The sequence below is a fragment of the Blautia argi genome (assembly GCF_003287895.1).
Taxonomy (GTDB): Bacteria; Bacillota; Clostridia; order Lachnospirales; family Lachnospiraceae; genus Blautia; species Blautia argi.
Genome location: NZ_CP030280.1, coordinates 706001 through 730354, shown reverse-complemented (window position 1 = coordinate 730354; position 24354 = coordinate 706001). Strand labels below are relative to the sequence as shown.

Genomic DNA, 24354 nt, shown 5'->3' with positions numbered 1-24354 from the left:
AAAGGGAACTGCTTGCAATTCCCTTTCCTTTCGTCTATACAAAAATATTAAACCCTGCTTCTATGTACAACTATTCTACCTGCTGTGTCCCTTCTCCAAAGTAGTAATATACTTCTCCATCTTCCAGTTTGATTCCCTTTGCCTCTGCCAGCTCCTGTACAGTTACCAGCTTATAGCCCTTCTCTACTAGCTCAGGAATCAAACGCAGAGAGGCGTTCACAGACCATTCATGAATGTCATGCATCAGAACCACAGAACCGTCCTGTACATTGTCGATCACCTTTTGATAGGTCTTGTCCTCACTCTTTGTCTTCCAGTCCTTGGTATCCAGACTCCATTTGATAATCGGCATACCTGCCAGTTCCTGCACGGTTTCGTCCAGGCTTCCTCCCGGCGGTCTTAAACTATCTGCCGGAACTCCTGCTCCCTTTTCAATAGCAGCATCTGCATTACGAATTTCATCGCTTATCTGATCTTCGGAAAGAGTTGTAAGAATCTGATGATCATAAGTATGATTACCCAGCTCCATGCCTGCGTCCTTTAATTGTTTTACAATCTCAGGAAACTGCTCTGCATTTTGTCCCAGCATATAAAAAGTAGCCTTGGCATTGTTTTCTTTCAGGCACTCCAAAAGCTTCTCTGTATACTGTCCGGGTCCGTCATCATAAGTCAGAGCAACCATTGGCCGTACCTTTGTACTGTCGTATTTCCCTTCCTCATCAAAATAGTAATCCTCTCCGTCCAGTTCCAACCAGCCAGTTACTACATATCCGTTTTCATCAAAATAATATTTGACGCCGTCGATTTCCTTCCAGCCGTTTTCGTAAAAAGTTCCGTCTGCATTGCGGTACCATCTGCCGTTTTCGTCCTGCTGCCAGCCAAAAATTGTGGTATCAGACGCCAGCTTTTCCAGATCTGAAGCGCTCATAACAGGCTGTTTAGCAGCCAAGATTTCTCCCTCTTCTTCTGTATCTGCCTTTACCTCCTGGCTGATGGTTTCAGAGGGCTTTTTGTCCCCACCGGAAACCAGCCTTGCGATTCCTGTGCCTGCTGCCACAACCACCAGTGCCAGCACGGCTGCCATGGCGGTAAGCCGCATGAGCTTTCTTATTTTCAACTGCCGTATCTTTTCCTGGCGCATCCGCATAAGACGCTCCTGTCTTCGTCTTTCGTACTCCTCATCGTCCATTTCATCGAATTGTTGTCCCATGATACTCCCCTTTCTTCTTTTTCATTACTTTCATTATACATGACGAAAAGCAGCTTGTATAGGTAATTTTCGACAATTTTCCCCATTTTTATCCAGTTTCTTCTGACTTTCTTTTCTCGCAGCTATTCCAGAGCTTTTCCCTGGAATTCTTCTGCATTTTCACTGGTTACTTTGTAATAGGGCAGGTACACATATTTTTCATTTTGAAACGAAAGCTCTTCCATTCCTTCTCCGGTAATAAGAGCTGCAGAGAGCTTTGCCATTGCTTCTGCCTGTCCCTCTTTGTCATTATATACCGTTCCCTGCAAACACCCTTCTTTTACTGCTTTCAGTCCTACATCAGTACCGTCAATTCCCAGAAACACAGGAAGAGCAGACGAAGTATAGTTCAGCTTCTTATACGCATCAATAGCCCCCAGAGCCATATCGTCATTATTTGCCAGGACAAGCTCTATTTTATTCTGATATTCTCCCAACATCTGCTCCATGCGGTTCTGTGCCTGCGCACGGTTCCAGTTTGCAATCTGACAGCTCAATTTTTCCACCTCGATGCCGCTTTCCTTTAAGGTATTCACTGCATTTTCCGTGCGGATAATGGCATCCTGATGTCCTGCCTCTCCTTCCAGCACCACATATTGAATTTTTCCGTCCCGGTTTTTATCCAGACTGCTGTTCTCTTTTACCAGTTCCGCTGCCAGCTCTCCCTGCAGCCTGCCGGACTGTTCTGCCTCTGCCCCCACATAATACAGCTTATCCCATTGCTGTAAATCCTCTGCCACAGGCTCTCTGTTGAAAAAAATAATCGGCACCTCATGCTCTCTGGCAAGGTCAATAATCTCTGAGGGATCTGCCCGGTCTACCAGATTCACGCACAGTACATTACAACCCTCGTCCAAAAGCTCCTTTACCTGATCATTCTGGGTTTTCTGCTGTCCTGCTGCGTCCCGAATTGTCACTGCTGTTTCCAGATTTTCGTTTTCCAGCTCCTTTAAGTCCTCTTTAAAGCACCCGATAACCTCACTTAAGAACGTATCACTCTGATTATAATAGGCAACCCCTGCATGAAGTCTTTGGGGTGTATCAGAGGGAGGCTCTTTACAGCCCCCAAGCAGGATACTCGCCAAAACCGGCACTGCTGTCATCATGAATTTCTTTTTTTTCATCATACTCTACCTCTGCCTTCTGCATTTTCTACTGACTCATGGTATACAGAATTTCCTGATTTTCTCTGGAAAACAGATTTTCCCTTCTTATAACAGCATAGGAAATTTCATGGCTGTTCCGTTCTTTGAAGGGCTGTTCCATTTGCTCTAAAAGGGTTATAAGGCTCTGATATCCTATCTGAAATTCGTCCGGAACAGCCAGACATTCTGCAGCGCCGGTATCCAGATAATACACAGCTTCTGTAGAGTGACCGATTCCATAGACCAGGGCTCCATGCAGATTGTTGGAAGCCGCACAGTTTCCCGCTGCGGTCAGGCTGTCATCATCAAAGGCAATCACAAAATCCACTTCCGGCTGTTTTTCCAAATCCTCCGCTGCCTCATGGTCTGCTGCTATAAAATACGACCAGACAAACTCTGCTCCTTTTCCCTTGATACCTTCTTCAAATCCCTTTTTTCTCTGTTTGATATCCTCGGACTCCTTTTCTCTGTTTAAAATTCCCAGACTTTTTCCTTTTAAATGTCCGTTGTAATCCTTCAGAAGCTCCTCTGCCAGCTTTCTTCCCATAGCATAATTATCCGGTCGGACAACGGGAATCTCTGTGCTTTCTTTTCGCTTTACAGGGTTTTCACCTATAAGCATAACAGGAAGTTCTCGCTCTGCCTCCTGCAGCATTTTTTCGGTATCCCGGTCCACAACAGGCTGCAGGATTACTGCATCTGCACCGCCTTCTACTTCCTGTCTGATAAGCTTTTCCTGTTCTTTTGCCGTAAGTGTAGGCCCTGTGCTGGTAACAGACAGCTCCACATCTCTGTCCTCTGCCGCCTTTTTCAATCCGTATTTAAGCCCTGCCCATTGGTTGTCATCGGAGTTTTCTATAATCACAGCTATTTTTTGCTTCTCTTTTTCGTTCTTCTCCTGCAGCATGACAAAAGCCAGTACAAGCACCAGACTCCCCAAAACCGCCTCTATGAGAATAAACATTTTCTTATCCTTCTTCATGCTATTCCTCTCCACCTGCAAGATATCCCATTTCCAAATTCTTACGATTCTCTTCTGTATACGGCACTGCCGGAATACAGATTGAAACACTGGTTCCCTCATCTGGCTCGCTTTCCACAAGCAGCCCATACTCTTTTCCAAAGAGTATCTGTATCCGACTGTTGACATTCACAAGCCCCACGCCGGAACCATGCTTATGAATCCGATTGCTGTCTGTCAGCACAAGGGCGACCTCTTCCTCGGACATACCAATTCCATTATCTATAACGGAAAGCAGAATCTTTCCTTCCTTTAAACTTCCTGTCACCCGGATTTCTCCGCAGTCCTCCATACTGCTGACTCCATAACTGATGGCATTTTCCAAAATCGGCTGAAGAATCAGCTTCACAGTACAATAGGAATACAATTCCTCCGGTACATCAAAAGTTACGGAAAAAGAATTTTTATATCTGATTTTCTGCAGATTCATATAGCTTTGTGCATGCTGCAGTTCATCCTTGATACTGATAACAGTCCGTCCTTTAGAAAGACTGATGCGGAACAGCTTTGCAAGCTGAGAAATCATAAACACTGCCTCATCATTTCTCTCTGCCTCTATTGTCCAGGTAATGGATTCCAGGGTATTATACAAAAAATGAGGGTGTATCTGGCTCTGCAGCGCATCCAGCTCGCTTTTTCTTCTTTCATTTTGTTCCAGCACAATTTCCTTCATCAGTTTGTCTATCTGCTCATAAGATTTTTGTATAGAATATCCCAGATGGCGGATTTCCTGCGAACCACCGATATAAATTTCCGGTTTTTTCCCGGCCTCGTATTCTCTTACAGAATGATTCAGCTTCAAAATCGGGCTGGAAATTCTAAGGGATACCACCCGGTTAATCACCACCAGCATCATAGCCATCAAAAGCATAAGCATGGCAATAAAATAGCGGATATTTACCATACCACGATTAAATGTAGAATAGGGAATTACCCCGATAAGCTTCCAGCCTGTATAACTGATGGTATTCACAACCAGTTTTCTGTTTTCTCCTTTAAAAGCATCTTCGTAAACCCCATCTTTATAGGAAGCTGCCGCCCTGCTGTTTTCCTCATAAATTCCATCACTGATCTGTATCTGTCTGGGGTGGTAAATAATTTCCCCCTCGCTGTCACACAGATAATAATACTGTCCGTTATTTATATCATTAATCTGGTTCATCATTCTGGAAATACTGGAAAAATCCATATCTACCAGCAACACCCCGGTCTGTGCTCCTCCCTGATTGGTAAGCTCCACGGCTCTGCTCAGAGAAATCACCCAATAATAACGATAGGTAGTATCATTAAACAGATTCTGGATATGAGGTGTGGAAAAATGCATATTCTCCATTTCCTCCACTGCCTGCTGATACCAGTTCTGACTTGTTACGTCCGGATCCTCCTTCTGAGCTGCTACAGGCTCTGCTGCGATAAGACTTCCGTAATTATTATAAATAGCAATACTTCTTAAATTGTCCTTATTTGCCTCATACAAAAGATTCATACCTCTTTGGATATCCTGCCTGTTTCTGTCAAAATCATTTTCTTTGATAACATTATAATACACTGCATCAGAAATTTGCCGCATACTTACCAGATAATCCTCCAGATTTTCCCCTGTCTGTTCCATGAGCTTTTGTGTACTTTCTATGGTTTCTTCCCTGGCCGAGTTGGAAAACCTCAGGTACAAAACAATTCCCAGAATCAGCATAATGGAAATAGAAACTACGGAAAAGGCAATCATAATTGTGGACTGAATTTCTCTTGGTTTAAATTTTTTTAATTGTCGAAAATACTTATTCTTCACGCTGGTTATGCTCCGTTCTGTATTTAGAAGGCGATACGCCGAATTTCCGTTTAAACACATAGCTGAAGTAATTGGGATCTGTGTATCCCACTTTTTTTCCTATAATATAGCTTTTCTCGTTTGTTTCCAGCAAAAGCCTGGAAGCCCGCTCCATTCGATAATCTGTAAGATAGCCGATAAAGGATTTTCCTGTTTCCTTCTTGAAAATTGTAGAAAAATAGGAATTGGATACTCCCAGCGCTTCGCATACCGTATCAAGAGAAACTTCTTCATTGCTGTAATGATTCTCCACATAATCCTTTGCATTTTCCACAAAAGACCGGGTAGACTTATTTCTCACATTTAACAGGTTTTCGTGAAGAGATACACAGATACTGCAAAGCCACTCCTCTAATGTATTGGGTTCCATATCCAAAAGCCTTCCATAGAGTCTTCCCATATCCCCGGAAAATTCTTCAATGGTAAGGTCATTATTTGCCGCAAACCGACAAAGCTCGCTTAAAAGTTCCATAAGATCAATATGGTGCTGCTGAAGGGACTTTTCCTTAAAGGATATACTGCTTAAATAATCCCGCACCGCACTTTTAATCTCTGTGGGTGTGTTTAAACGAATCGCTTTCAGCAAACGGGATCTTTCACTTTCATGTCCAAGCCCCGGAGTGCTCTTTTCGTGGGGCGCAATCTCCCTGATATTAATAGCTCTGGAGGTTCCATAAAGCGCTCTGTAGGAAACAGCCTCTCTTGCACTGATATAGGATTGAGCCAATTCTGAAATATTCTGACAAACCTGCCCAATCCCCACCGTGACATTCCCTCCTATAATCCGGTGGACGTATCTGCAAAAACGGTCGCATTCATCTGTCAGCTCGGAAATTTCACTTTCCTCAGAAAGCTGTGCAAGCAAAATAGTATTTGCCAGGTAAGAAAAGCTTTTTGCTCTCCATTTCTCTTCCAGACGTTCCTTTGCCTGTTTTTCAACCGAAGCGGATAAGAGCATGGGATTCATGCCCTCAGGAATACCTGAGGAAGAGGTGTGAATCACAAGGCAGCAGAAAAAAGGTCCTGGAAGTTCTATCTGATAATCCTGAAGATACTGCTCCAGCTGATTTTCCGGGATTCTTCCTTCAATCAGTGTGGAATAAAAATTTGCCTGCAAAAGAGGAAGGGAATCCAGATAATACTTTCTCAAGCTTTCTGCGTTTCTTTTTTCGCTGATTTCCTGGTCCAGTTTTTTCTTTAGTTTTGTAAATACCTCCGTAAGCTCCAGAGAATTCACAGGCTTTAATATATATTCCTCTACCTCCAGATGCACCGCTTCTTTCGCATATTCAAATTCATCAAATCCGGTAAACAAAAGAATCTTGGTAGCAGGAAAATCCGCCCTGATATGCCCTGCCAGTTCCATCCCGTCCATATAAGGCATCTTAATATCTGTCATAACCACGTCTGGCTGTGCTTCTTCCACCATTTCCAGTGCGCGCACACCATTGTTGGCATACCCAATCACCGAAAAACCCAGCCCTTCCCAGTCAATTTTTTTCATAATAACCTGTATAACCTCTTCTTCATCATCTACCAAAAGTACCGTATATTTATCCATTTCTTTTATCCATCTCTTTCTTTTCAAGCTGTGGACTGCCGGCATAATCTGCCGCGGCAGTAGCATTGGCTTGGTTTGCATGTAATGCAAACATTATACCACAAAAAGGACTGTCATGTGACAGCCCTTTTCATGTCTTAAAAAATCTTTTATTTTCTATTTTTATTTCTTCTGAACATATTTCAGACAGTCCAGAGTAACGGCTACCAGGATAATGATACCTGAGAATACAAACTGCAGGTTTGTATCAATACCAAGGATTGTCAGAGAATAGGTAAGTGCTGTAAAGATAAATACACCAACTACTACGCCTGAGATTTTACCAATACCACCTGTAAAGGATACACCACCTACTACACAGGCTGCGATTGCATCCATTTCCCAGCCCTGTCCATAAGCTGCGGAACCGGAACCTACCATTCGGATACATTCCAGCCAGGAACCAAATCCGTAAAGAACACCTGCCATAACAAAAGCGCCTACAGTTACAGCGAATACAGAGATACCGGATACTGCTGCTGCTTCTGGGTTTCCGCCTACTGCATACAGGTTTTTACCAAAGGTTGTTTTGTTCCAGATAAACCATACAATGGCAATTGCTGCAACTGCCCAGAGAATAATAGTTGGGAAGCCGTTTACCTTAGGAATAATCATGTTTGGAATAGTAGCTTCAATGGCACCAAAGGATACACCTTTCGTTGCATATGTAACAAGGCCAAAAATTACCAGCATGTTTGCCATGGTAGAAATAAATGGGTGCATTTTAAACTTTGCGGTAAAGAAACCGGCAATCGTTGTAAAGAAGGTACAAAGTACAACACAAACTACCAGAGCCAGAATCACTCTTCCAATAATCGGCATACCTGTGAAATCAAAGATGTGTCCAAATACACCACCTGTATTCACACCCTGGTGCATAATAATGGTTGCCGCTGTCATACCCATACCAACCATACGACCAATGGAAAGGTCTGTACCTGCTAACAGGATTAATGCAGCTACGCCAAGAGCCAGGAACATACGCGGTGATGCCTGCTGGAGAATGTTCAATACATTGTTATAAGTCAGAAGCGGCGCTCCCTTTACAATCGGTGTAATAATACACAATGCAATAAATATGAGCAAAATGGCAATATACAAACCATTCTGCAGAAGGAAACTTCTGCGGTTAAAAGTATATTTGTAGTTTTCCCATTTCTGTGCGCTGTTTTCCATGAAAGTAAACTTGGACATACGCAGCAAATCAATCAAATGGTATCTGTAAGAAAATGCTGCATGTCTTCTGTCTTTTGCTTCCTGGAACTCTTTTTCCATTGTCATCTTAGCATCAAAGATTCTGTTTTTGTATACATAATTTTCATCTTTGATTTCCTGATGATCGGAAAGCTTTGCCATAGTAGCTTTATGTTCTTTTTCCAACTCCGCTACTTTCTGCTGATGACGGGCTTTTGCGGCTGCTTTTTCTGCAGCGCAGCTTGCTTTTACAGCCTGATAATAATCCTTATCAAAGTGTTCTTTCAAATAATTCTCTGCATCTGTAATCAGCTTGGAAACTTCATCTTTGTTCTTTGCTTCTACTGCCTTTGCTGCTTCCAGCTCTGTCTTGCATTTTGCAAGTCTGCTTTCTTTTTCGCCCTTTGTAAGAGTACGATCTCTCTTAATGCTGTCCATAAGATTCTGGATTTCCACAACCTTATCTGTACCGTCTACTCTCAACTTGTCTACTTTTTTCTGAATTTTACCAACATAATCCTCAATCGGCTGACGCAGCTTCATTTCCTGCTCTGCCGTAAGGATATTACTATTCTCGTTTGCCATATCCGTTTATCTCCCTCATTATAGGTATTTTGCGCTGAGTCTTAAAAGTTCTTCCTGATTTGTTTCTTTTGTATTTACAATTCCGGAAAGATGTCCGTTCGACATGACACCAATACGATTTGTAATACCCAGGATTTCCGGCATCTCTGAAGAAACAACAATTACTGTCTTTCCCTGCTTTGCCATCTGAATAATCAGCTCATAAATTTCATATTTTGCACCAACGTCAATTCCTCTGGTAGGCTCGTCCATCATGAACACCTGAGGACTGCGTTCCAGCCATTTTCCGAAAATAACCTTCTGCTGATTACCGCCGGAAAGACTGGAAATCATATCATCAGGTCCCATACATTTTGTATGCATGATTTTAATTTCATTGGCTGTTGCTTTTACCATCTTGGTATCAGAAAGAGCCAGACCGGACTTATACTGAGGCAGGTTTGCAATAGTGGTATTAAAGGTCAGGTCACATTTCAGGAATAAGCCATTTGCTTTTCTTTCCTCTGTAATCAACGCAAATCCATGATCCATTGCTTCCTTTGCACTGTTGAAGTTCATCAGCTTGTTGTTAAAATAAACACGGCCTGCTGCTCTGGTACGAATACCGAAAATAGTTTCCAAAAGCTCTGTACGTCCCGCACCAACCAGTCCGTAAAGTCCGAAAATTTCGCCCTCCCGCACATCAAAGGAAATATCCTGCAAATGAGGCTCGAATTTTGTAGATAAGTGCTGAACAGATAAAACAACGTCCTTGGGTTCATTATCTACCGGCGGGAAACGATTTTCCAGAGAACGTCCAACCATGGCTGCAATCAGCTCATTCATATCTGTTTCCTTTGAGCTTTTTGTCATAACCAGATTACCATCTCGAAGAACAGAAATTTCATCACAGATTTCAAAAATCTCGTCCATTTTATGAGAAATATAAATCAGGGAAATTCCCTGCTCCTTTAACATTCTCATCATTTCAAACAACTTGTCTACTTCCTGTACGGTCAGAGAAGAGGTCGGTTCATCAAGAACAATTACCTTTGCATTATAAGACATTGCTTTCGCAATTTCGCACATCTGCCTCTGGGATACAGACATATTCCGCATAGGCTGCGTCAGGTTTACTGTCATGCCCAGCTTTCTGAAAAGCTCAGAAGCTTCTTTTTTCATTCGTCCTTCATCAACGATACCTGCGGAATTTACGGGATATCGTCCCAGGAAAAGATTGTCAATGACGTTTCTTTCCAGACACTGGTTCAATTCCTGATGAACCATGGCAATTCCGTTTTCCAGAGCATCTTTTGGTCCTGAAAAGCTGACTTCTCTGCCGTCCAGAGTAATCTTTCCTTCATCTTTCTGATAAGTACCAAAAAGACATTTCATCATTGTTGACTTACCGGCGCCATTTTCACCCATAAGACCCATAACGGTTCCCTTTTTCACATCGAGATTGATGTGATCCAGAACTCTGTTTCGGCCAAAGGATTTACTCATATTGCGTATGGATAAGACAACTTCATCTTTCTTATCTGCCATTCTTTTTACTCCTGTATCTCTATATTGGTACCTGACAGCATAGAACAGGCTGTCAGATTCAAAAGAGGCTGTCGCATTAAGGGCATATTTAAAGCTCTGCCTCAACGCGACACCCTCTGTCTGTTATCTTGCCACAGGTATTACTGACTTATTTTACTGCAGTAATGCTGTATAAGAAGCTGCATTGTCTGTTTTAACCATGTTGATTGCGAATGCATCATACTGATCCGGATTTCCAAGACGGTTTGTGATGTTGGATTCTGTCTGTCCGTCACCACCGATGTATTCAACATCTAAGTTCAGAAGGTCATCATAGTTCTGAAGTAATGGCTGATATGTAGAGCTTAAGAAGTTATCAGCAGCATTGTAGATGTCAAGCCATACTTTCTTTTTCGGAGATTTGCTTTCGTCTAACTGGTTAGATACAGGCTCATATACTTTTGTGGAGTCTGTAAATTCCTGATAGTTCTCAGCAGTTACTGCTACGTTTAATGCGTAGTAAGAACGTTCGTCATCTTTGTATACATATACGTCATCACTTAAAACATTTCCTGCCTCATCGGCTGTTCCGATACCTGTATCAACATCTACACCATCTAAAGCGTTACGAAGAACACGAAGTGTCAGGTAAGCCTGTACGTCAGCATGCTGGCTGATTGTTCCGCCGTATCCCTCTGCAATAGCTGCTACTGCATCGTTGTTTGCATCATATCCGAAAGTTGGAACTTTATTTTCTTTTGACCATGCGTTAAACATAGACATTCCCATACCATCGTTATTGGAAACTACTACATCAATTTCTTTACCAAAGGAAGAAGACCATGTTCCGATTGCGTTACCTGCCGTAGCTGCGTCCCAGGTAGCTCCTGCAGAGTTTTTCATTTCCTGAGAAGCCAACTCACGGATTTTGTATGTCTTTCCGCCTGCTTCAATAGAACCGTCTTTTACTGCTTTTGCAGAACCGTCTGTGTTTGTTCCAACTGGTTCGCTGTTGATTTCTCCATCTTTTTCTATGCCTGTGCCAAGAGCTTTACGAACACCTCTTGTACGGGCAATAGAATCGTTATGTCCGATATCGCCGATTGCCAGAACATATCCGATTGTTCCATCGCCGTTGCGGTCAATTTTATCAATGTTTGCTTCGATGTAATCTTTTACCATAGTTCCCTGTAATTCAGCACCCTGGTTTGCATCAAATCCTACATAATAAGTATCATCATTGAAGGAAAGAGCTGCCTTGTCCAGTTCTCCTGTAGAGCTGTTGGACGGCTGACGGTTGAACCATACCAGAGGTTTGTCCTTGTTTGCTACATCAGATCCTTTTGCATCATCTTTTGCCGTATCCTCTGTTTTTGCTGTATCCTCTGTTTTTGCTCCATCGTTCTCTGCCGGTTCAGAACCACAAGCTACTGCTGAAAGTCCTAAAACAGCTGCCATTGTCAATACTGCTAATTTTCTTTTCATGTGAAAATTCTCCCTTCCATCGGCACCTTTTCTTTTTTTCGTCCGTGCCTTTTATTGATATTGACACTATACACAATATCCGCCAAATAAAACATAGAATTTTTTTTTCTTTTCATTGAAATTTTTAAGATTTTATTGGTTATATAGTATAATATCCCTATATTTTTTGTCGAAATATGGAAATTTTAACATCTGCCCCCTGTGTCAAAAGCATTTCCAGAGTTTTCCCATAAAATTTTCCACCGGTTTTTCGTGATTTTTTCCAAATTTCTTCTTTTTTCTATGATATTCGACAACCTTTCGCCCAATTCTTTATTTTTCCCAAAAAATTTCGCCTTATAAAAGAAAGTAAAATGTAAAAACAGAGTGCAAAACTCCCATTCGCTCCGCACTCTGTTCCTTTCGCCTTTTTCTTTTATTTATCCTCTATTCCAATATTACATTTACTGGCACTGATTTTTCTCCGGTAAGTTCTTCGCTTCTCTTATCCGGCTGTGAAATACCTGCAAACAGCTTAAAATGCTTACTGTCTATATGGCGGTTTCCCTGCTCGTCTACCACTTCCATGGCACGATTCGGAATTCTCAGAGTCAGCGTCTTGCTTTCCCCTGCTTCTAAATCTACGCGACCAAAAGCACACAGGCTATAATTTCTTACCGCCAGCGGAGATTCCAGATCTTTAATATAAATCTGTACCACCTCTTCTGTGCGGAGGTTTCCCCTGTTTTCTGCTGTTACCTGCACCTCTATATCACTTTCCCTGGTCACCTCATTTAAAACCCGTGCCTCTTTCACCTGTACCTTTCCATAAGTCAGTCCGTATCCAAAGGGATATAAAGCTTCTCCTTCCATGTAACGATAAGTACGGTTTTTCATGGAATAGTCCGTAAATTCCGGCATACCTTCCAAATCTTTATAAAAGGTTACAGGCAGCTTTCCGGAAGGTGACACCTTACCAAACAATAAATCTGCCACAGCCTTTCCGCCTCTTGCTCCCGGATACCAGGCAAGAAGAATACCATTGCAGTGTTCCTGCGCATAATTTAAATCAATGGCACTGCCCGCCATAAGCACGATAACTGTCGGCTTTCCTACTGCAGTTACCTTTTGAATCAGCTCCTCCTGTACCTTTGGAAGATGAAGGTCCTTTTTATCCCCGGAAGCATCACTGTTTCCTGTATCCCCTTCCTCGCCCTCCAGTGTTTCATCAAGCCCTACGCAGAGAATTACCACATCGCTGTGTTCTGCAGTAATCACTGCCTCAGAGATTCTGTCCTGTGTCCACGCCAGATTCTCTGTTTTGTCTTTAAAGAGCTGACAGCCTTCTGAATATAAAACTCTTACCTCATCTTCCACTTCGTCCTGAATTCCTTCCAGAACCGTAATATAACGGGAAGATGTACCATGATAATTCCCAATCAGCGCTACCCGACTGTCCGCATTAGGACCAATCACGCCAATGGTTTTCAGCTTACTCTTGTCAAGAGGCAGAATCCCGTCATTTTTCAAAAGCACACTGCCTTTTCTTGCCATATCAAGAGCTGCTTCCACATGCTCTTTACACTCTACCACTTCATAAGGTATTTCATCGTATTCGCTTCCCTCAAATAAGCCCAGAAGATACCGAGTTGTCAAAAGGCGCTCTGCTGCTGTGGTAATTTCTTCCTCTGTAATCAGTCCTTCCTCCACAGCTGCCAGCAAATGCAGGTAGGTGTTTCCACAATTCACATCGCAGCCGCTCTTTAAAGCAAGGGCCGCTGATTCTCTGGCATTTTTTGTCACCTTATGGGCTTCATGGAAATCCTTAATTGCCCAGCAGTCTGAGGTAAAATGTCCGTCAAATTTCCATTTCCCCCGTAGCACCTCTTCCATGAGATATTTGTGTCCGCAGCATGGCTCTCCATTGGTACGGTTATATGCCCCCATAACCGCCTCTACATCTGCCTCTGTCACCAAAGCCTCAAAGGCAGGAAGGTAAGTTTCCCACATATCTTTCATACTGCACTCTGCATTAAATTCATGACGAATTGCCTCCGGTCCACTGTGTACTGCATAGTGCTTGGCACAGGCTGCCGCCTTCATTACAGGCCCGTCCCCCTGCAGCCCCTCCACAAACCGTACTCCCAGGCGTGAAGTCAGATACGGGTCCTCTCCATAGGTTTCATGGCCTCTGCCCCACCTTGGGTCACGGAAAATATTGATATTCGGTGACCAAAAGGTCAGTCCTTTATAGATATCTCTGTCATTGTGTCTGGAATACTCATTGTATTTTGCCCTTCCTTCTGTGGCAATGATATCCCCCACTCTTTCCATAGCGTCCTCATCAAAAGCTGCCGCCATACCGATTGCCTGTGGAAACATTGTTGCTGTACCTGCTCTTGCCACACCGTGCAATGCCTCATTCCAATAATTATAGGCAGGAACTCCCAGACGTTCCACCGGAGCCGCATCGTAGCGAAGCTGCGCTGCCTTTTCCATAAGCGTCATCTGCGATACCAGTTTTTTTGCCTTTTCTCTTGCCGCTGCTCTCTCTTTTCTGTAACTTTTCATAGAATTTGTCCTCCGCTTTGATTTTCTTACTCCCTATTCTACTATTTTTTCTGAATTATTCATTACCATAAGTGCGGATTATTGCCCAAATATTGCTTTTTTTCTCTCTATGTTTTATAATTCTGTTAAGTACAAAAAATCATTTACGGGGGAATGTTGAATTATGAAAGATATTTTTCTGAACGGTAAGGCACCTGTCACTTATCCAACTGCAGAAAACTTCAGATTTATTATTCAGAAAGGAGCCTATACCATTGAAGACCACTGGCATACCTGCATGGAAATTCTTCTGCCCTTTTCCGGTTCTTATGATGTATCTGTTCAGCAACAGCACTTTCATCTTGAAAAAGGAGATATTTTATTCCTGCACTCCGGGACTGTACACAGCCTTTCAGCCAAAAACCGTGGAACCCGGTTAATCTTACAGTTTGATATCGAACTTCTGTATGCACACAGGGAATTTCAAACTCTGCTCTTTTCCATGCCTCCCTGTATTCATCTGAAACGGAAGACATCAGCTTCCACATACCGAAAAAGTCTGTCCCTTCTGCTTTTTATGCTGCAGGAATATCGTCATCAGCACATTTTATGGGCATCTTCCCTTTACGCCTCAGCCCTGGAACTATACGTTATGCTTCTGCGCGCTCCGGAAATACAGATGCAGACCTTTTCTGCTCAAAAGAACGGATACCAAATTCGAAATGTCCGCCTCCAGGAAAAATTTCTTGCTGTATGCAGATATTTGAATCAAAATCTGACCTCCTCTATTACCCTAGAGAACGCAGCCGCTTATGCCGGTTTTTCCAAATTTCACTTTTCCAGGCTTTTTCAGCAGTATATGGGAACCTCTTTTTCCGAATATCGCTCCCGGCAGCGCATTCAAAAAGCAAAGGTGCTGTTGCTTACAACCGATGCCTCCATTACAGATATTGCAATGGAATCCGGTTTTAACAGCAGCAGCACCTTTAACCGTACTTTTTATAACAGTGAAAACATGTCACCCTCTGATTTCAGAAAATTTTACGCCAAACTGCAAAATTAAACTTATTTTGCCCTGTAGTAATTAATCAGACACCCTTTCAGGATAATCTCTCTCTCGTCCTCTGTCATTTCCCCAAGTCCAAGAGTAAAGGCTTTCACCTGATCGCTAATGGCAAAGGCAGGAATTTCTCCTCTTCCTTCCTCCACAGCTTTTCTGATGTCCGGTACAAAGATAAAATCTCCCTTTTTAAAGGGAAGTTCTCCCTCCGGTATTAAAAATGGAAGCATACCCCAGTTCATCAGATTAGAACGGTATCTCTTTGTAGCATATTCATTGGCAATATTGGCCCAGCCTCCCAGCACCTTCTGACAGGAAGCAGCCTGCTCTCTGGCAGATCCGTCCCCTGGCTTTACTGCAAAAATAGTGCTTCCGATTCCTGTATTGACCTCTGTGGCCTCCGGGTATACGGCTTTTACCCTTTCCCAGATACCTTCCAGCTCAGGCACTGCTTTTACAGGACTTTCTCCTGCCTCTCTGGCAAGTTCTGCCTTCTGAATCTCCTTTGCCAGTCCCACATAATCCGGCGCTTTTCTGGACAGGGCAAACTCTGCCAGCTTCAGCGGGTTGGAACGATAAGAAGAAGTTTCTCCGGAAGGAATCAGCTCGTCTGTGGTAGTAACCGGATCATGGATTTCTGCCACGGTCTTTAACAGCAGATTCTCTGTCAAAACCGGCATCTCAGGCCAATCCTTAATGTTAGGACCAAACTGAATTTCTACGCTCGGATCTGCCACACCCTTACTGTCAAACACACGGTTTGCATAAATCTGTCCATCAAAGTGATAAACCGGTCTTCTGTATTCTCCTGCATACTCTGTAGCAGGGGTAAGCTGTCCCTTATTTGCCGCTGTAGCTGCAATGGAACGGGCATCCATAAGGGCCACAGAAGAAATCTGTCCGTTCTGAATCTTAGAGCCTTCTCTGTTGGGAAAGTTTCTGGTAGAATGACGGATACTAAGGGCATTGTTTGCCGGAGTATTCTCCTGCACCAAAGCAGGGGCCGCAAAAGGCAGTTTTTACCACAGCACCTGTCTGCAAAAGGTCAGCCAACACGCCGTTTTTGGCAAGTTCCATATAAATCGGTGTACTTGCAGGATATACACTCAGAGTAAATGCATCAGCCCCAATGCTGGCGCCTCTTAAAATATCCGCTGCATCGCAGATATTTTCAAAGCCGCCGCCTGCACAGCCTGCAATGATTCCCTGTTCTACGCACAGCCTTCCGTTTTTCACCTTATCCTTCAAAGTATATGGAATCTTTCCATCCAGGCTGATTTGCGCCTTTTTCTCCACATCATCTAAAATATCCATGAGATTACTGTTTAATTCTTCAATGGTGTAGGTATTGCTTGGGTGGAACGGCATGGCAATCATTGGTCTTATCTGGCCCAAATCCACATATACCACTCCATCATAATAAGTAACTTCTCCCGGATTCAGTTCCTGATAGTCAGCTCCTCTTCCATGGATTTCATAAAATTCCTGTATTTTGGCATCTGTTTTCCAGATAGATGAAAGACAGGTAGTTTCTGTTGTCATAACATCAATGCCAATGCGGTAATCTGCGCTCAAATTTTCCACACCGGGACCTACAAATTCCATGACCTTATTTTTTACATATCCACTCTCAAAGACTGCCCCGATAATTGCCAGAGCAACGTCCTGAGGTCCCACTCCTGGCACCGGTTTTCCGGTGAGGTAAACCCCTACTACCTCGGGACGCTTAATATCATAGGTTCTGCCCAAAAGCTGCTTTACCAACTCAGGACCACCTTCACCCATGGCCATGGTTCCCAGCGCACCGTAGCGGGTATGACTGTCAGAGCCCAGTATCATTTTTCCGCCCTCTGCCAGCATTTCTCTTGCAAACTGGTGAATGACTGCCTGATGAGGCGGTACATATACCCCGCCATAGCGTTTGGCGCAGGTCAATCCAAACATATGGTCATCTTCATTAATGGTGCCGCCTACTGCACACAGAGAATTGTGACAGTTTGTCAGCACATAGGGAATAGGGAATTTCTCCAGACCCGAAGCTCTGGCAGTCTGAATAATTCCTACAAAGGTAATATCATGTGAAGTCAGCTTATCAAACTTGATTTTCAGATTTTTCATGTTGTCTGATGTGTTATGATTCTGCAAAATTGAGTAGGCAATGGTATTTTTTGCCGCCTCTTCCTTTGTTGGCGCTGTCTTATTATATTTTGCCTGAATTTCTGCTCTCACAGCTTCCGAATCTTCCAAAAGCTCTGTTCCGTTTACCAGCCAGGCGCCAGTTTTATATAATTGAATCATGGCATTCCCTCCATCTTTCTTTTGCTTTTTTCTAACGTATTTTCTACCATTATAAATTTTATCGCTTTAAAAAGCAAGTAGTTTATCGCAATAAATTAATTGTATACAATAATGCTTTATTTTTTATTCACAAATACCCGGGAAATTTTGCACTTCAGAAGATAAGAAAACAAAGCTGCCGCAAAACCGAGGAGCCTATTTATATCTATCCCCTGTTTTTGCAGCAGCTTCTGTTGTAAATCTGTTTTGCTTCTGAATTAATCCTGCTTTTTCATGAAATCCATGTAACTGGATACCATAAGTGCAATCTTAAAGGTCAGCGCATCGTCAAAGACACGAATATCCAGTCCTGTGCTTTTCTGAATCTTCTCCAGTCTGTATACCAGCGTATTTCTGTGCAGGAACAACTGTCTGGAAGTTTCTGAAATATTCAGGTTGTTATCAAAGAATTTATTAATGGTGTTCAGAGTTTCATCATCTAAAGATTCCGGAAGTTTTCCGCCGAACACCTCTTTCATGAACATTTCACAAAGCGGCATGGGAAGCTGATAAATCAGACGTCCGATTCCCAGATTGTTGTATCCCACAATATTCTTTTCTACATAGAAAATTTTGCCTACGTCCAGCGCCATCTTTGCTTCCTTATAAGAACGTGACACATCTTTGATTTCATGAATAATATTGCCGTAGGATACTCGCACCTGGGACATTGCCTCAGCATTTAACATATCCACAATCATGTTTGCAATATTTTCAATTTCTTCATATCCGTCGCTTTCCTCTAAAGTACGGACAATAATAATATTCTTTTCATCAATGGCTGTAATAAAATCATTATTTCTGGAAATAAAGAGATTTTTCAGAATTTCCATGGAATCCTGGTCTTTTTCATTTCTGGTTTCTACCAGCAGAACCACTCGTTTTGCCTCTACTGCAATGTGCAGCTTTTTCGCTCTGTTGTACACATCTACTAAAAGCAGATTGTCCAGAATCAGGTTTTGAATAAAGTTGGACTTATCAAAACGCTCCTTATAAGCCACAATCAGATTTTGAATTTCTGCTACTGCTACACGTCCGATCATATAGGCATCTTCATTGCCGCCTTTGGCAACCAGTATATATTCCACAGTCTGATTATCGTAAATTTTAAAGAAATGGCAGCCCTTCATCACCTGGCTGTCTGCCATAGACTCTGCAAAGGCTCTCACATCACCAAAATCCTCTTCCTCTGTAGCAAAAGTGGTGGAATTGACCTTTCCGTCTATATCCATGACACACAAATCAATTCTTGTGATCATTCTCAGTTCATCTAATGTCTTTTGTATTACCTGGCTTGAAATCATATTTCCTCTCTCCTTTGGGTTGTCCCTGGATTTTCTAAAATAATAATACCCTATTTTTTTTTAATTGGCAAGCACCTTCCTATTATATGTAAATCTTATATGCACAAAAAAAGAGGAACAAATGCCGGAAACAGCACTTTGAAATATCTATACTTTTAAAACATAAAGTGTATAAATATTCACAGTATGCGTTTCATGCATTTGCCCCTCTTCTGTCATCTTTTCAGGTATATCGGAAATTTAAAGGTTCAGTCTGTAGGCTGCCTCATTCCAGCGAAGTTCATTCTTCAGATTACGGATTGTGGTGTCTTTGTCAATATAAACAGCCTCAATTCCCATAGCTGCTGCCCAATCTCCCATCTGTTCTGCAGTCAAATCATAGGAGAATGCTGTGTGATGGGCGCCTCCTGCCAGAATCCATGCCTCTGCACCTGTCTGCAGGCTTGGTTCCGGTGTCCAGAATGCTGTGGCCACCGGAAGCTTCGGCATTGGCTGCTCTACCTTTTTGCAATTCACATCATTGATAATCAGACGGAATCTGTCGCCCAGGTCAATCAGAGAGGTAGCTACACCCTTACCTGTCTTGGATGTAAATACCAGTCTTGCCGGATCTTCTCTGTCACCCATAGTAAGCGGCTGACACTTAATACTGATAGGACCTTCTGCAATCGTTGGACAAACCTCCAGCATATGTGCTTCCAGAATGCCTTCTTTTCCCGGAACCAGGTTATAGGTATAATCCTCCATAAAAGAAGTTCCCTTTGCATCTTTTTTGCCCTGTGTCATAATTTTCATCAGACGAACCATGGCTGCTGTTTTCCAGTCGCCTTCTCCACCAAATCCATAGCCCTTTTCCATTAACCTCTGAATAGCCAGACCCGGAAGCTGCTGCAGGCAGCCCAAATCACCAAAATGGGTCACAATGGCCTGATAGTTTTTCTCCTCCAGGAAACGTTCAAATCCAAGCTCAATCTGAGCCTGAACTGCCACATGTCTGCGGAATTCCTCTGCATCTCTGCCCTCTAAAAGAATCTCATATTTATCATAATATTCTTCTACCAGAGCATCGGTATCTCCTTTGGAAACCTCTTTTACTGCGTCTGCAATTTCATTTACCGGATATGCGTCTACTTCCCAGCCGAATTTAATCTGTGCTTCTACCTTGTCGCCCTCTGTAACAGCTACATTTCTCATGTTATCGGCAATTCTCATCACACGAATATGGCTGCTTTCAATAACACCTACAGCAGTCCGCATCCAAGAAGCAATTCTCTCCTGCACATCTTTATCGTCCCAGAAGCCAACAATAACCTTTCTTTCCATTCTCATACGGCTTACAATATGTCCGTATTCTCTATCTCCATGTGCAGACTGATTTTCGTTCATAAAGTCCATATCAATGGAATCATATGGAATTTCTCTGTTAAACTGTGTATGCAGGTGCAAAAGCGGTTTTCTGTATTCCTGAAGTCCTAAAATCCAGGATTTTGCCGGTGAAAAGGTATGCATCCAGGTAATCACACCTGCACAGTTTTCATCTGCATTTGCCTCATTAAAAGTCTGACGAATCATAGCATTTGTCAAAAGTGTTGGTTTCCATACGACTTCATAAGGAAGCACTCCTGATTGGTTTAATCTATCTACCATAATTTTGGAATGCTCTGCCACATGCTCCAGACATTCCTGTCCATACAAGTCCTGTGAACCGGTACAAAACCAGAACTGATAATTTTTCATTTCCAACATAACTGTTTCCTCCTGTTATTTTCTGCCTTTTGGCAATTTTCGTTCCTCTTTCTACTTTTCAGTATACCGTACATCCCTGAAAAAGAAAGAACTCTGTTGCCTCAATATGGACATTTATTATCTTTTTTGTTACAGTATAAAGAAAGGAGGAATCACAATGCTTGCAAACTTTGAAAAACGGGAAGAAAAAGAATGTGCATGGACGGGACGTTATGAATCTCTTCATAATCTGCCCCACTGGCATCTGGAATGCGAGTTGATTTATATCGAAAAAGGCACGGTAACTGTGTCCTACAACCACACTGCCTATCAACTACATGACAGGGAAGCCGTCTTTATCCAAAGCGGAGAAATTCACTATATTCACGGAGAATCCGGAAGCATCACACAAATTCTCATGTTTAACGCTTCCATGATACAGGAAATCACCAGAAGAACTGCCCTTGCTTCTCCTCTTTTACCTTCTTTTTCTGCTACCGCTGTCCCAAATCTCTTTAAAACAGTAAAAAAAGAGCTGGAGGAAAAACAGTCCTTTTATGAAATGAAAATCATTGGAATGATCCGCTGCCTCTTTGTAGACATTTACCGTCATGGTATCCCTATAGAAGAAAAATCCGCGAGATTTCATACTTCCATGGAAAATTATAAAAATCTGCTGAATGAAATTGAAGAAAAATACAGCTACATCACCTTTTCTGATGCCAGCAGCTTTATGGGATTTTCCGAGCCTTACTTTTCCAAATTTTTTAAAAATATATCAGGAATGACCTTTTCCACTTACCTGAATATTATACGACTGGAAAAAGCCATTGAAATGCTCCGGCACAACAGACAGGAGCTGTCTATTACAGAAATAGCTTCTCTATGCGGTTTTGACACCATACGGCATTTTAACAGAACCTTTAAGGAAATAACCGGATATTCCCCCAGTACGCTGCCCAAAGATTATGTTCTGACCTCCCGCTCTATTAAAAGTATGAAAGGAAATTTTAACCCCACGCTTTCCGGCTCAAAACTGCTGGATTCTTAACAAAAATTTTTTATTTTATCCCACCTCTTAACAAAGAACTAAAAAAACTGCCCCGTGAAAGGTCCGTCAGGAAACTTCCTGACTTCTTTTCACGAGGCAGTCTGCATTTTTCACATTTGAAATTTAGTTTGTGATAACCTGCTCTGTTTCTTTATCAAATACATGAACTTTTTCCATGTCTAATGCAAATTTAACAGTATCACCTGTTCTTGCTGTTGTACGAGGATTTACTCTTGCTGTCATAGAGAATCCTTCTGTGTCAAAGTACAGATAAACTTCAGCACCAAGTAATTCATAAACAGTGATTTTTCCTTCAATTGTGCTGTTCGGGAATGCCTGGATACGAGCTTCATCATCGTATACATGCTCTGGACGAATACCCATAACAACTGTTTTTCCGTCATATCCGCCGTCAATAAGAGCTTTTTTCTTGGAAGCCGGTACCTGAAGTACAGTCTTACCAATCTGTAATTCAACATCATTTCCTTTTACATGTACAACTGCATCTAAGAAGTTCATCTGAGGAGAACCGATAAATCCAGCAACGAATAAGTTACATGGAGCATTGTATAATGTCTGAGGTGTATCTACCTGCTGTACAACACCATCTTTCATAACAACGATTCTGGTACCCAGTGTCATAGCTTCTGTCTGGTCATGTGTAACGTAGATGATAGTAGCGCCTAATCTTTCATGTAATTTAGAAATTTCAGTACGCATCTGTACACGAAGTTTTGCATCAAGGTTTGACAGAGGTTCGTCCATTAAGAATACTTTAGGTTCACGCACGATAGCACGTCCCATAGCAACACGCTGTCTCTGACCACCGGAAAGAGCTTTTGGTTTACGGTCTAATAATTTTTCCAGGTCAAGGATCTTAGCTGCTTCTTTAACCATTTTGTCAATCTGATCTTTTGGAACTTTTCTCAGTTTCAGACCAAATGCCATGTTATCATAAACGGTCATATGTGGATACAGAGCGTAGTTCTGGAATACCATTGCAATATCTCTGTCTTTTGGTTCAACATCGTTTACTACTTTGTCACCGATTTTTAATGTACCGCCTGAGATTTCTTCCAGACCTGCAATCATACGAAGTGTTGTAGATTTTCCACAACCTGAAGGTCCTACAAAGATGATGAATTCTTTATCTGCAATTTCAAGATTGAAATCTTTTACTGCTTCAAAACCATTTGGATAAGTCTTGTTAATATGCTGTAATGATAAACTTGCCATTTTAATTTTCCTCCTAAATTTTGCGATTGCTCTCGTTTGAACTGAGATTAGTATACCTCTATCCCTGTTTTTTTTCCATAGGTCAAATGCCCAAATATTACTTTAAGTCTTTGTATGCATGGACAATCCCTAAATCAATCCCGTCATTTTGACTGATTTTCACAATTTCCGTATGCAATCTATACAACCCTGCCGCAAAACTTTTAAAAACAGGCTTTACACCACTTCCTATCTTTCTTATAATAAAGAACACAGAAATTACTATACGGAAAGGACAATGCCTATGTTCCGCTTAATGGGAAATATTTATAAAGACACGCGTATTCAAAAAAGCACGGTTATCTGCGATGATACACAAAATACCAGAACCAAAAAGGTCTTTCACTGCCTGGACTGTATTTGCCATGAATTTGACCTTCCCTCTCCAATCTGGCTGGAGTCCAATATCAAAGACTTCCAGAAATTCTCAAAGGTACGGTTTTCGCAGGATAATTTCATTGAAATCCTGGACTTTGACTACCTGGAACTGCAGATTATCGAAGAGGATTAATGCACTTTCAGACAATATTGCTGTATTGGTACAGACAAAAACAGCTTCAGACCACTCTCCTTTCTTTAGATATACCACTTTAAGGAAACTGCCTGAAGCTGTTTTCTGTTATTCTCTTATTCTTCTTTTAAAAGACCGTCTAACTCTTCTTCCAGCATTGCCTCATCTTCTTCACTTAAAAGCTTTGAAATCTGAAGGGCAAGCTTGCTGTCCTCATCTTCCTCATCTTCTTCGTCAAACTCTTCCAGCTCTGCAATATCCTCCATAGCGTCCATAATATCCAACTCCTGAGTATCTCCCAGATGAAGTTCTTCTTTGTTCTCTTCCTCTGGCAGCTCCTCATCAGGAATCTCGATTCTGTGAATTTCCAGCTCACTCTCCTCGCCAATATCGTTTAAGGAAGTAGGCATACTACTGATAATGTGATGCACCTCTTTATAAGAAGACATAAATCTTCTCTGTGCCTGATTAATCAATTCTACAATGCCATTCATTTCTTCCTGAACAGCCACATATTTCTTCTTGCCCTCTAAAAGTTTGTCATCAATTTCAGACTGCACAGCCTCCACGCGGCGTTTTGCTTCCTCCTCAGCCTCTGCTATCATAATGTCGCATTTTTCCCGTGCTTCTTTTTCCATACTTTCTGCTTTTATCTGCGCTTCAAAGACCAGCTTTCCAATGCTTTCGTAATTATCAATGTACTTCTGGTATTTCTCCTTGATGTCCTCCTCCATACGCGCCTGATAAGATTCCTTCAGTTCAATTCTCTTCTGCAGTTCCGCAATCTTGGCATCTCTGTCTGCAATCTGCTTTTTATAATTCACCTGAATTTCAGCCATTTCATCTTTCAGCTTCTGAATCAGCTCCTGTACTTCTTCCTTGTCATATCCACCCATTAAGGTTGTTTTAAACATTTCATACTCTGCCATAATACTCCACCTCGTACTTT

General features: G+C 42.2%; 16 protein-coding genes and 1 pseudogene. 3 read left to right on the top strand and 14 right to left on the bottom strand.

The genetic code is table 11. The annotated features are described in order from the left end of the window. Positions 1 to 70: 70 nt before the first annotated feature. From DQQ01_RS03685 to DQQ01_RS03640, 9 genes are all read right to left on the bottom strand, one after another. Positions 71 to 1210: a polysaccharide deacetylase family protein gene (locus tag DQQ01_RS03685; protein ID WP_111918501.1), complete on the bottom strand. Its 1140-nt coding sequence runs from the start codon at positions 1208 to 1210 to the stop codon at positions 71 to 73. A gap of 122 nt (positions 1211 to 1332) precedes the next feature. Beyond that, positions 1333 to 2373, bottom strand: coding sequence for a galactose ABC transporter substrate-binding protein (locus tag DQQ01_RS03680; protein WP_111920815.1), 1041 nt, complete (start codon positions 2371 to 2373; stop codon positions 1333 to 1335). Between the two features lie 28 nt (positions 2374 to 2401). Beyond that, a complete protein-coding gene (locus DQQ01_RS03675; RefSeq protein ID WP_111918499.1) occupies positions 2402 to 3376 on the bottom strand; it encodes a sugar ABC transporter substrate-binding protein in 975 nt (324 codons plus the stop codon). Between the two features lies 1 nt (position 3377). Continuing rightward, positions 3378 to 5204: a cache domain-containing sensor histidine kinase gene (locus tag DQQ01_RS03670; protein WP_111918497.1), complete on the bottom strand. Its 1827-nt coding sequence runs from the start codon at positions 5202 to 5204 to the stop codon at positions 3378 to 3380. Then, the gene (locus tag DQQ01_RS03665; RefSeq protein ID WP_111918495.1) at positions 5194 to 6804 is read right to left on the bottom strand and encodes a response regulator; all 1611 of its coding nucleotides are present in this window, start codon (positions 6802 to 6804) and stop codon (positions 5194 to 5196) included. Before DQQ01_RS03665 ends, DQQ01_RS03670 begins: the two co-directional genes overlap by 11 nt. A gap of 162 nt (positions 6805 to 6966) precedes the next feature. Next, positions 6967 to 8622, bottom strand: a complete 1656-nt coding sequence (locus tag DQQ01_RS03660; RefSeq protein ID WP_111918493.1) for a galactose/methyl galactoside ABC transporter permease MglC — start codon at positions 8620 to 8622, stop codon at positions 6967 to 6969. Positions 8623 to 8640: 18 nt separating this feature from the next. Then, a complete protein-coding gene (locus tag DQQ01_RS03655) occupies positions 8641 to 10149 on the bottom strand; it encodes a sugar ABC transporter ATP-binding protein (RefSeq protein ID WP_111918491.1) in 1509 nt (502 codons plus the stop codon). A gap of 153 nt (positions 10150 to 10302) precedes the next feature. After that, positions 10303 to 11613: a substrate-binding domain-containing protein gene (locus DQQ01_RS03650; RefSeq protein ID WP_111918489.1), complete on the bottom strand. Its 1311-nt coding sequence runs from the start codon at positions 11611 to 11613 to the stop codon at positions 10303 to 10305. A 426-nt stretch (positions 11614 to 12039) separates the two neighbouring features. Beyond that, positions 12040 to 14163: a glycoside hydrolase family 3 C-terminal domain-containing protein gene (locus tag DQQ01_RS03640; RefSeq protein ID WP_111918485.1), complete on the bottom strand. Its 2124-nt coding sequence runs from the start codon at positions 14161 to 14163 to the stop codon at positions 12040 to 12042. Between the two features lie 163 nt (positions 14164 to 14326). Between DQQ01_RS03640 and DQQ01_RS03635 the strand changes: the two genes are divergently transcribed. Continuing rightward, positions 14327 to 15205 (top strand): AraC family transcriptional regulator, encoded by an 879-nt coding sequence (locus DQQ01_RS03635; protein ID WP_111918483.1) that lies wholly within the window; start codon positions 14327 to 14329, stop codon positions 15203 to 15205. A 2-nt stretch (positions 15206 to 15207) separates the two neighbouring features. On the opposite strand, the pseudogene DQQ01_RS18010 reads toward DQQ01_RS03635, so the two are convergent. The 3 genes and pseudogenes from DQQ01_RS18010 to araA form a co-directional block, all read right to left on the bottom strand. After that, positions 15208 to 17500 (bottom strand): annotated as a pseudogene (locus DQQ01_RS18010) (hydratase). Between the two features lie 257 nt (positions 17501 to 17757). Continuing rightward, positions 17758 to 18843: a PucR family transcriptional regulator gene (locus DQQ01_RS03625; protein WP_111918481.1), complete on the bottom strand. Its 1086-nt coding sequence runs from the start codon at positions 18841 to 18843 to the stop codon at positions 17758 to 17760. A gap of 240 nt (positions 18844 to 19083) precedes the next feature. Beyond that, entirely contained in the window at positions 19084 to 20589 is a 1506-nt protein-coding gene (gene araA, locus DQQ01_RS03620) for an L-arabinose isomerase (protein ID WP_111918479.1), read from the bottom strand. Between the two features lie 157 nt (positions 20590 to 20746). Here araA and DQQ01_RS03615 point away from each other — a divergent pair, with 157 nt between their 5' ends. Continuing rightward, positions 20747 to 21619, top strand: a complete 873-nt coding sequence (locus tag DQQ01_RS03615) for a helix-turn-helix domain-containing protein (RefSeq protein WP_111918477.1) — start codon at positions 20747 to 20749, stop codon at positions 21617 to 21619. A gap of 123 nt (positions 21620 to 21742) precedes the next feature. On the opposite strand, the gene DQQ01_RS03610 is transcribed toward DQQ01_RS03615, so the two are convergent. After that, positions 21743 to 22855: an ABC transporter ATP-binding protein gene (locus DQQ01_RS03610; RefSeq protein ID WP_111918475.1), complete on the bottom strand. Its 1113-nt coding sequence runs from the start codon at positions 22853 to 22855 to the stop codon at positions 21743 to 21745. Between the two features lie 283 nt (positions 22856 to 23138). Here DQQ01_RS03610 and DQQ01_RS03605 point away from each other — a divergent pair, with 283 nt between their 5' ends. Continuing rightward, complete coding sequence (locus tag DQQ01_RS03605; protein WP_111918473.1) at positions 23139 to 23405, top strand: hypothetical protein; 267 nt, start codon at positions 23139 to 23141, stop codon at positions 23403 to 23405. A gap of 116 nt (positions 23406 to 23521) precedes the next feature. Here the strand turns inward: DQQ01_RS03605 and DQQ01_RS03600 are convergent, their stop codons facing one another. Beyond that, positions 23522 to 24334, bottom strand: a complete 813-nt coding sequence (locus tag DQQ01_RS03600) for a hypothetical protein (RefSeq protein WP_111918471.1) — start codon at positions 24332 to 24334, stop codon at positions 23522 to 23524. Between the last annotated feature and the right edge of the window lie 20 nt (positions 24335 to 24354).

Excerpts from the sequence above, each read along its gene's own strand:
- DQQ01_RS03635 (WP_111918483.1), top strand. The coding sequence starts at position 14,327 with ATGAAAGATATTTTTCTGAACGGTAAGGCACCTGTCACTTATCCAACT.
- araA (WP_111918479.1), bottom strand. The coding sequence starts at position 20,589 with ATGTTGGAAATGAAAAATTATCAGTTCTGGTTTTGTACCGGTTCACAG.
- DQQ01_RS03665 (WP_111918495.1), bottom strand. The coding sequence starts at position 6,804 with ATGGATAAATATACGGTACTTTTGGTAGATGATGAAGAAGAGGTTATA.
- DQQ01_RS03655 (WP_111918491.1), bottom strand. The coding sequence starts at position 10,149 with ATGGCAGATAAGAAAGATGAAGTTGTCTTATCCATACGCAATATGAGT.
- DQQ01_RS03625 (WP_111918481.1), bottom strand. The coding sequence starts at position 18,843 with ATGATTTCAAGCCAGGTAATACAAAAGACATTAGATGAACTGAGAATG.
- DQQ01_RS03610 (WP_111918475.1), bottom strand. The coding sequence starts at position 22,855 with ATGGCAAGTTTATCATTACAGCATATTAACAAGACTTATCCAAATGGT.
- DQQ01_RS03680 (WP_111920815.1), bottom strand. The coding sequence starts at position 2,373 with ATGAAAAAAAAGAAATTCATGATGACAGCAGTGCCGGTTTTGGCGAGT.
- DQQ01_RS03600 (WP_111918471.1), bottom strand. The coding sequence starts at position 24,334 with ATGGCAGAGTATGAAATGTTTAAAACAACCTTAATGGGTGGATATGAC.
- DQQ01_RS03615 (WP_111918477.1), top strand. The coding sequence starts at position 20,747 with ATGCTTGCAAACTTTGAAAAACGGGAAGAAAAAGAATGTGCATGGACG.
- DQQ01_RS03605 (WP_111918473.1), top strand. The coding sequence starts at position 23,139 with ATGTTCCGCTTAATGGGAAATATTTATAAAGACACGCGTATTCAAAAA.
- DQQ01_RS03685 (WP_111918501.1), bottom strand. The coding sequence starts at position 1,210 with ATGGGACAACAATTCGATGAAATGGACGATGAGGAGTACGAAAGACGA.
- DQQ01_RS03675 (WP_111918499.1), bottom strand. The coding sequence starts at position 3,376 with ATGAAGAAGGATAAGAAAATGTTTATTCTCATAGAGGCGGTTTTGGGG.
- DQQ01_RS03640 (WP_111918485.1), bottom strand. The coding sequence starts at position 14,163 with ATGAAAAGTTACAGAAAAGAGAGAGCAGCGGCAAGAGAAAAGGCAAAA.
- DQQ01_RS03660 (WP_111918493.1), bottom strand. The coding sequence starts at position 8,622 with ATGGCAAACGAGAATAGTAATATCCTTACGGCAGAGCAGGAAATGAAG.
- DQQ01_RS03650 (WP_111918489.1), bottom strand. The coding sequence starts at position 11,613 with ATGAAAAGAAAATTAGCAGTATTGACAATGGCAGCTGTTTTAGGACTT.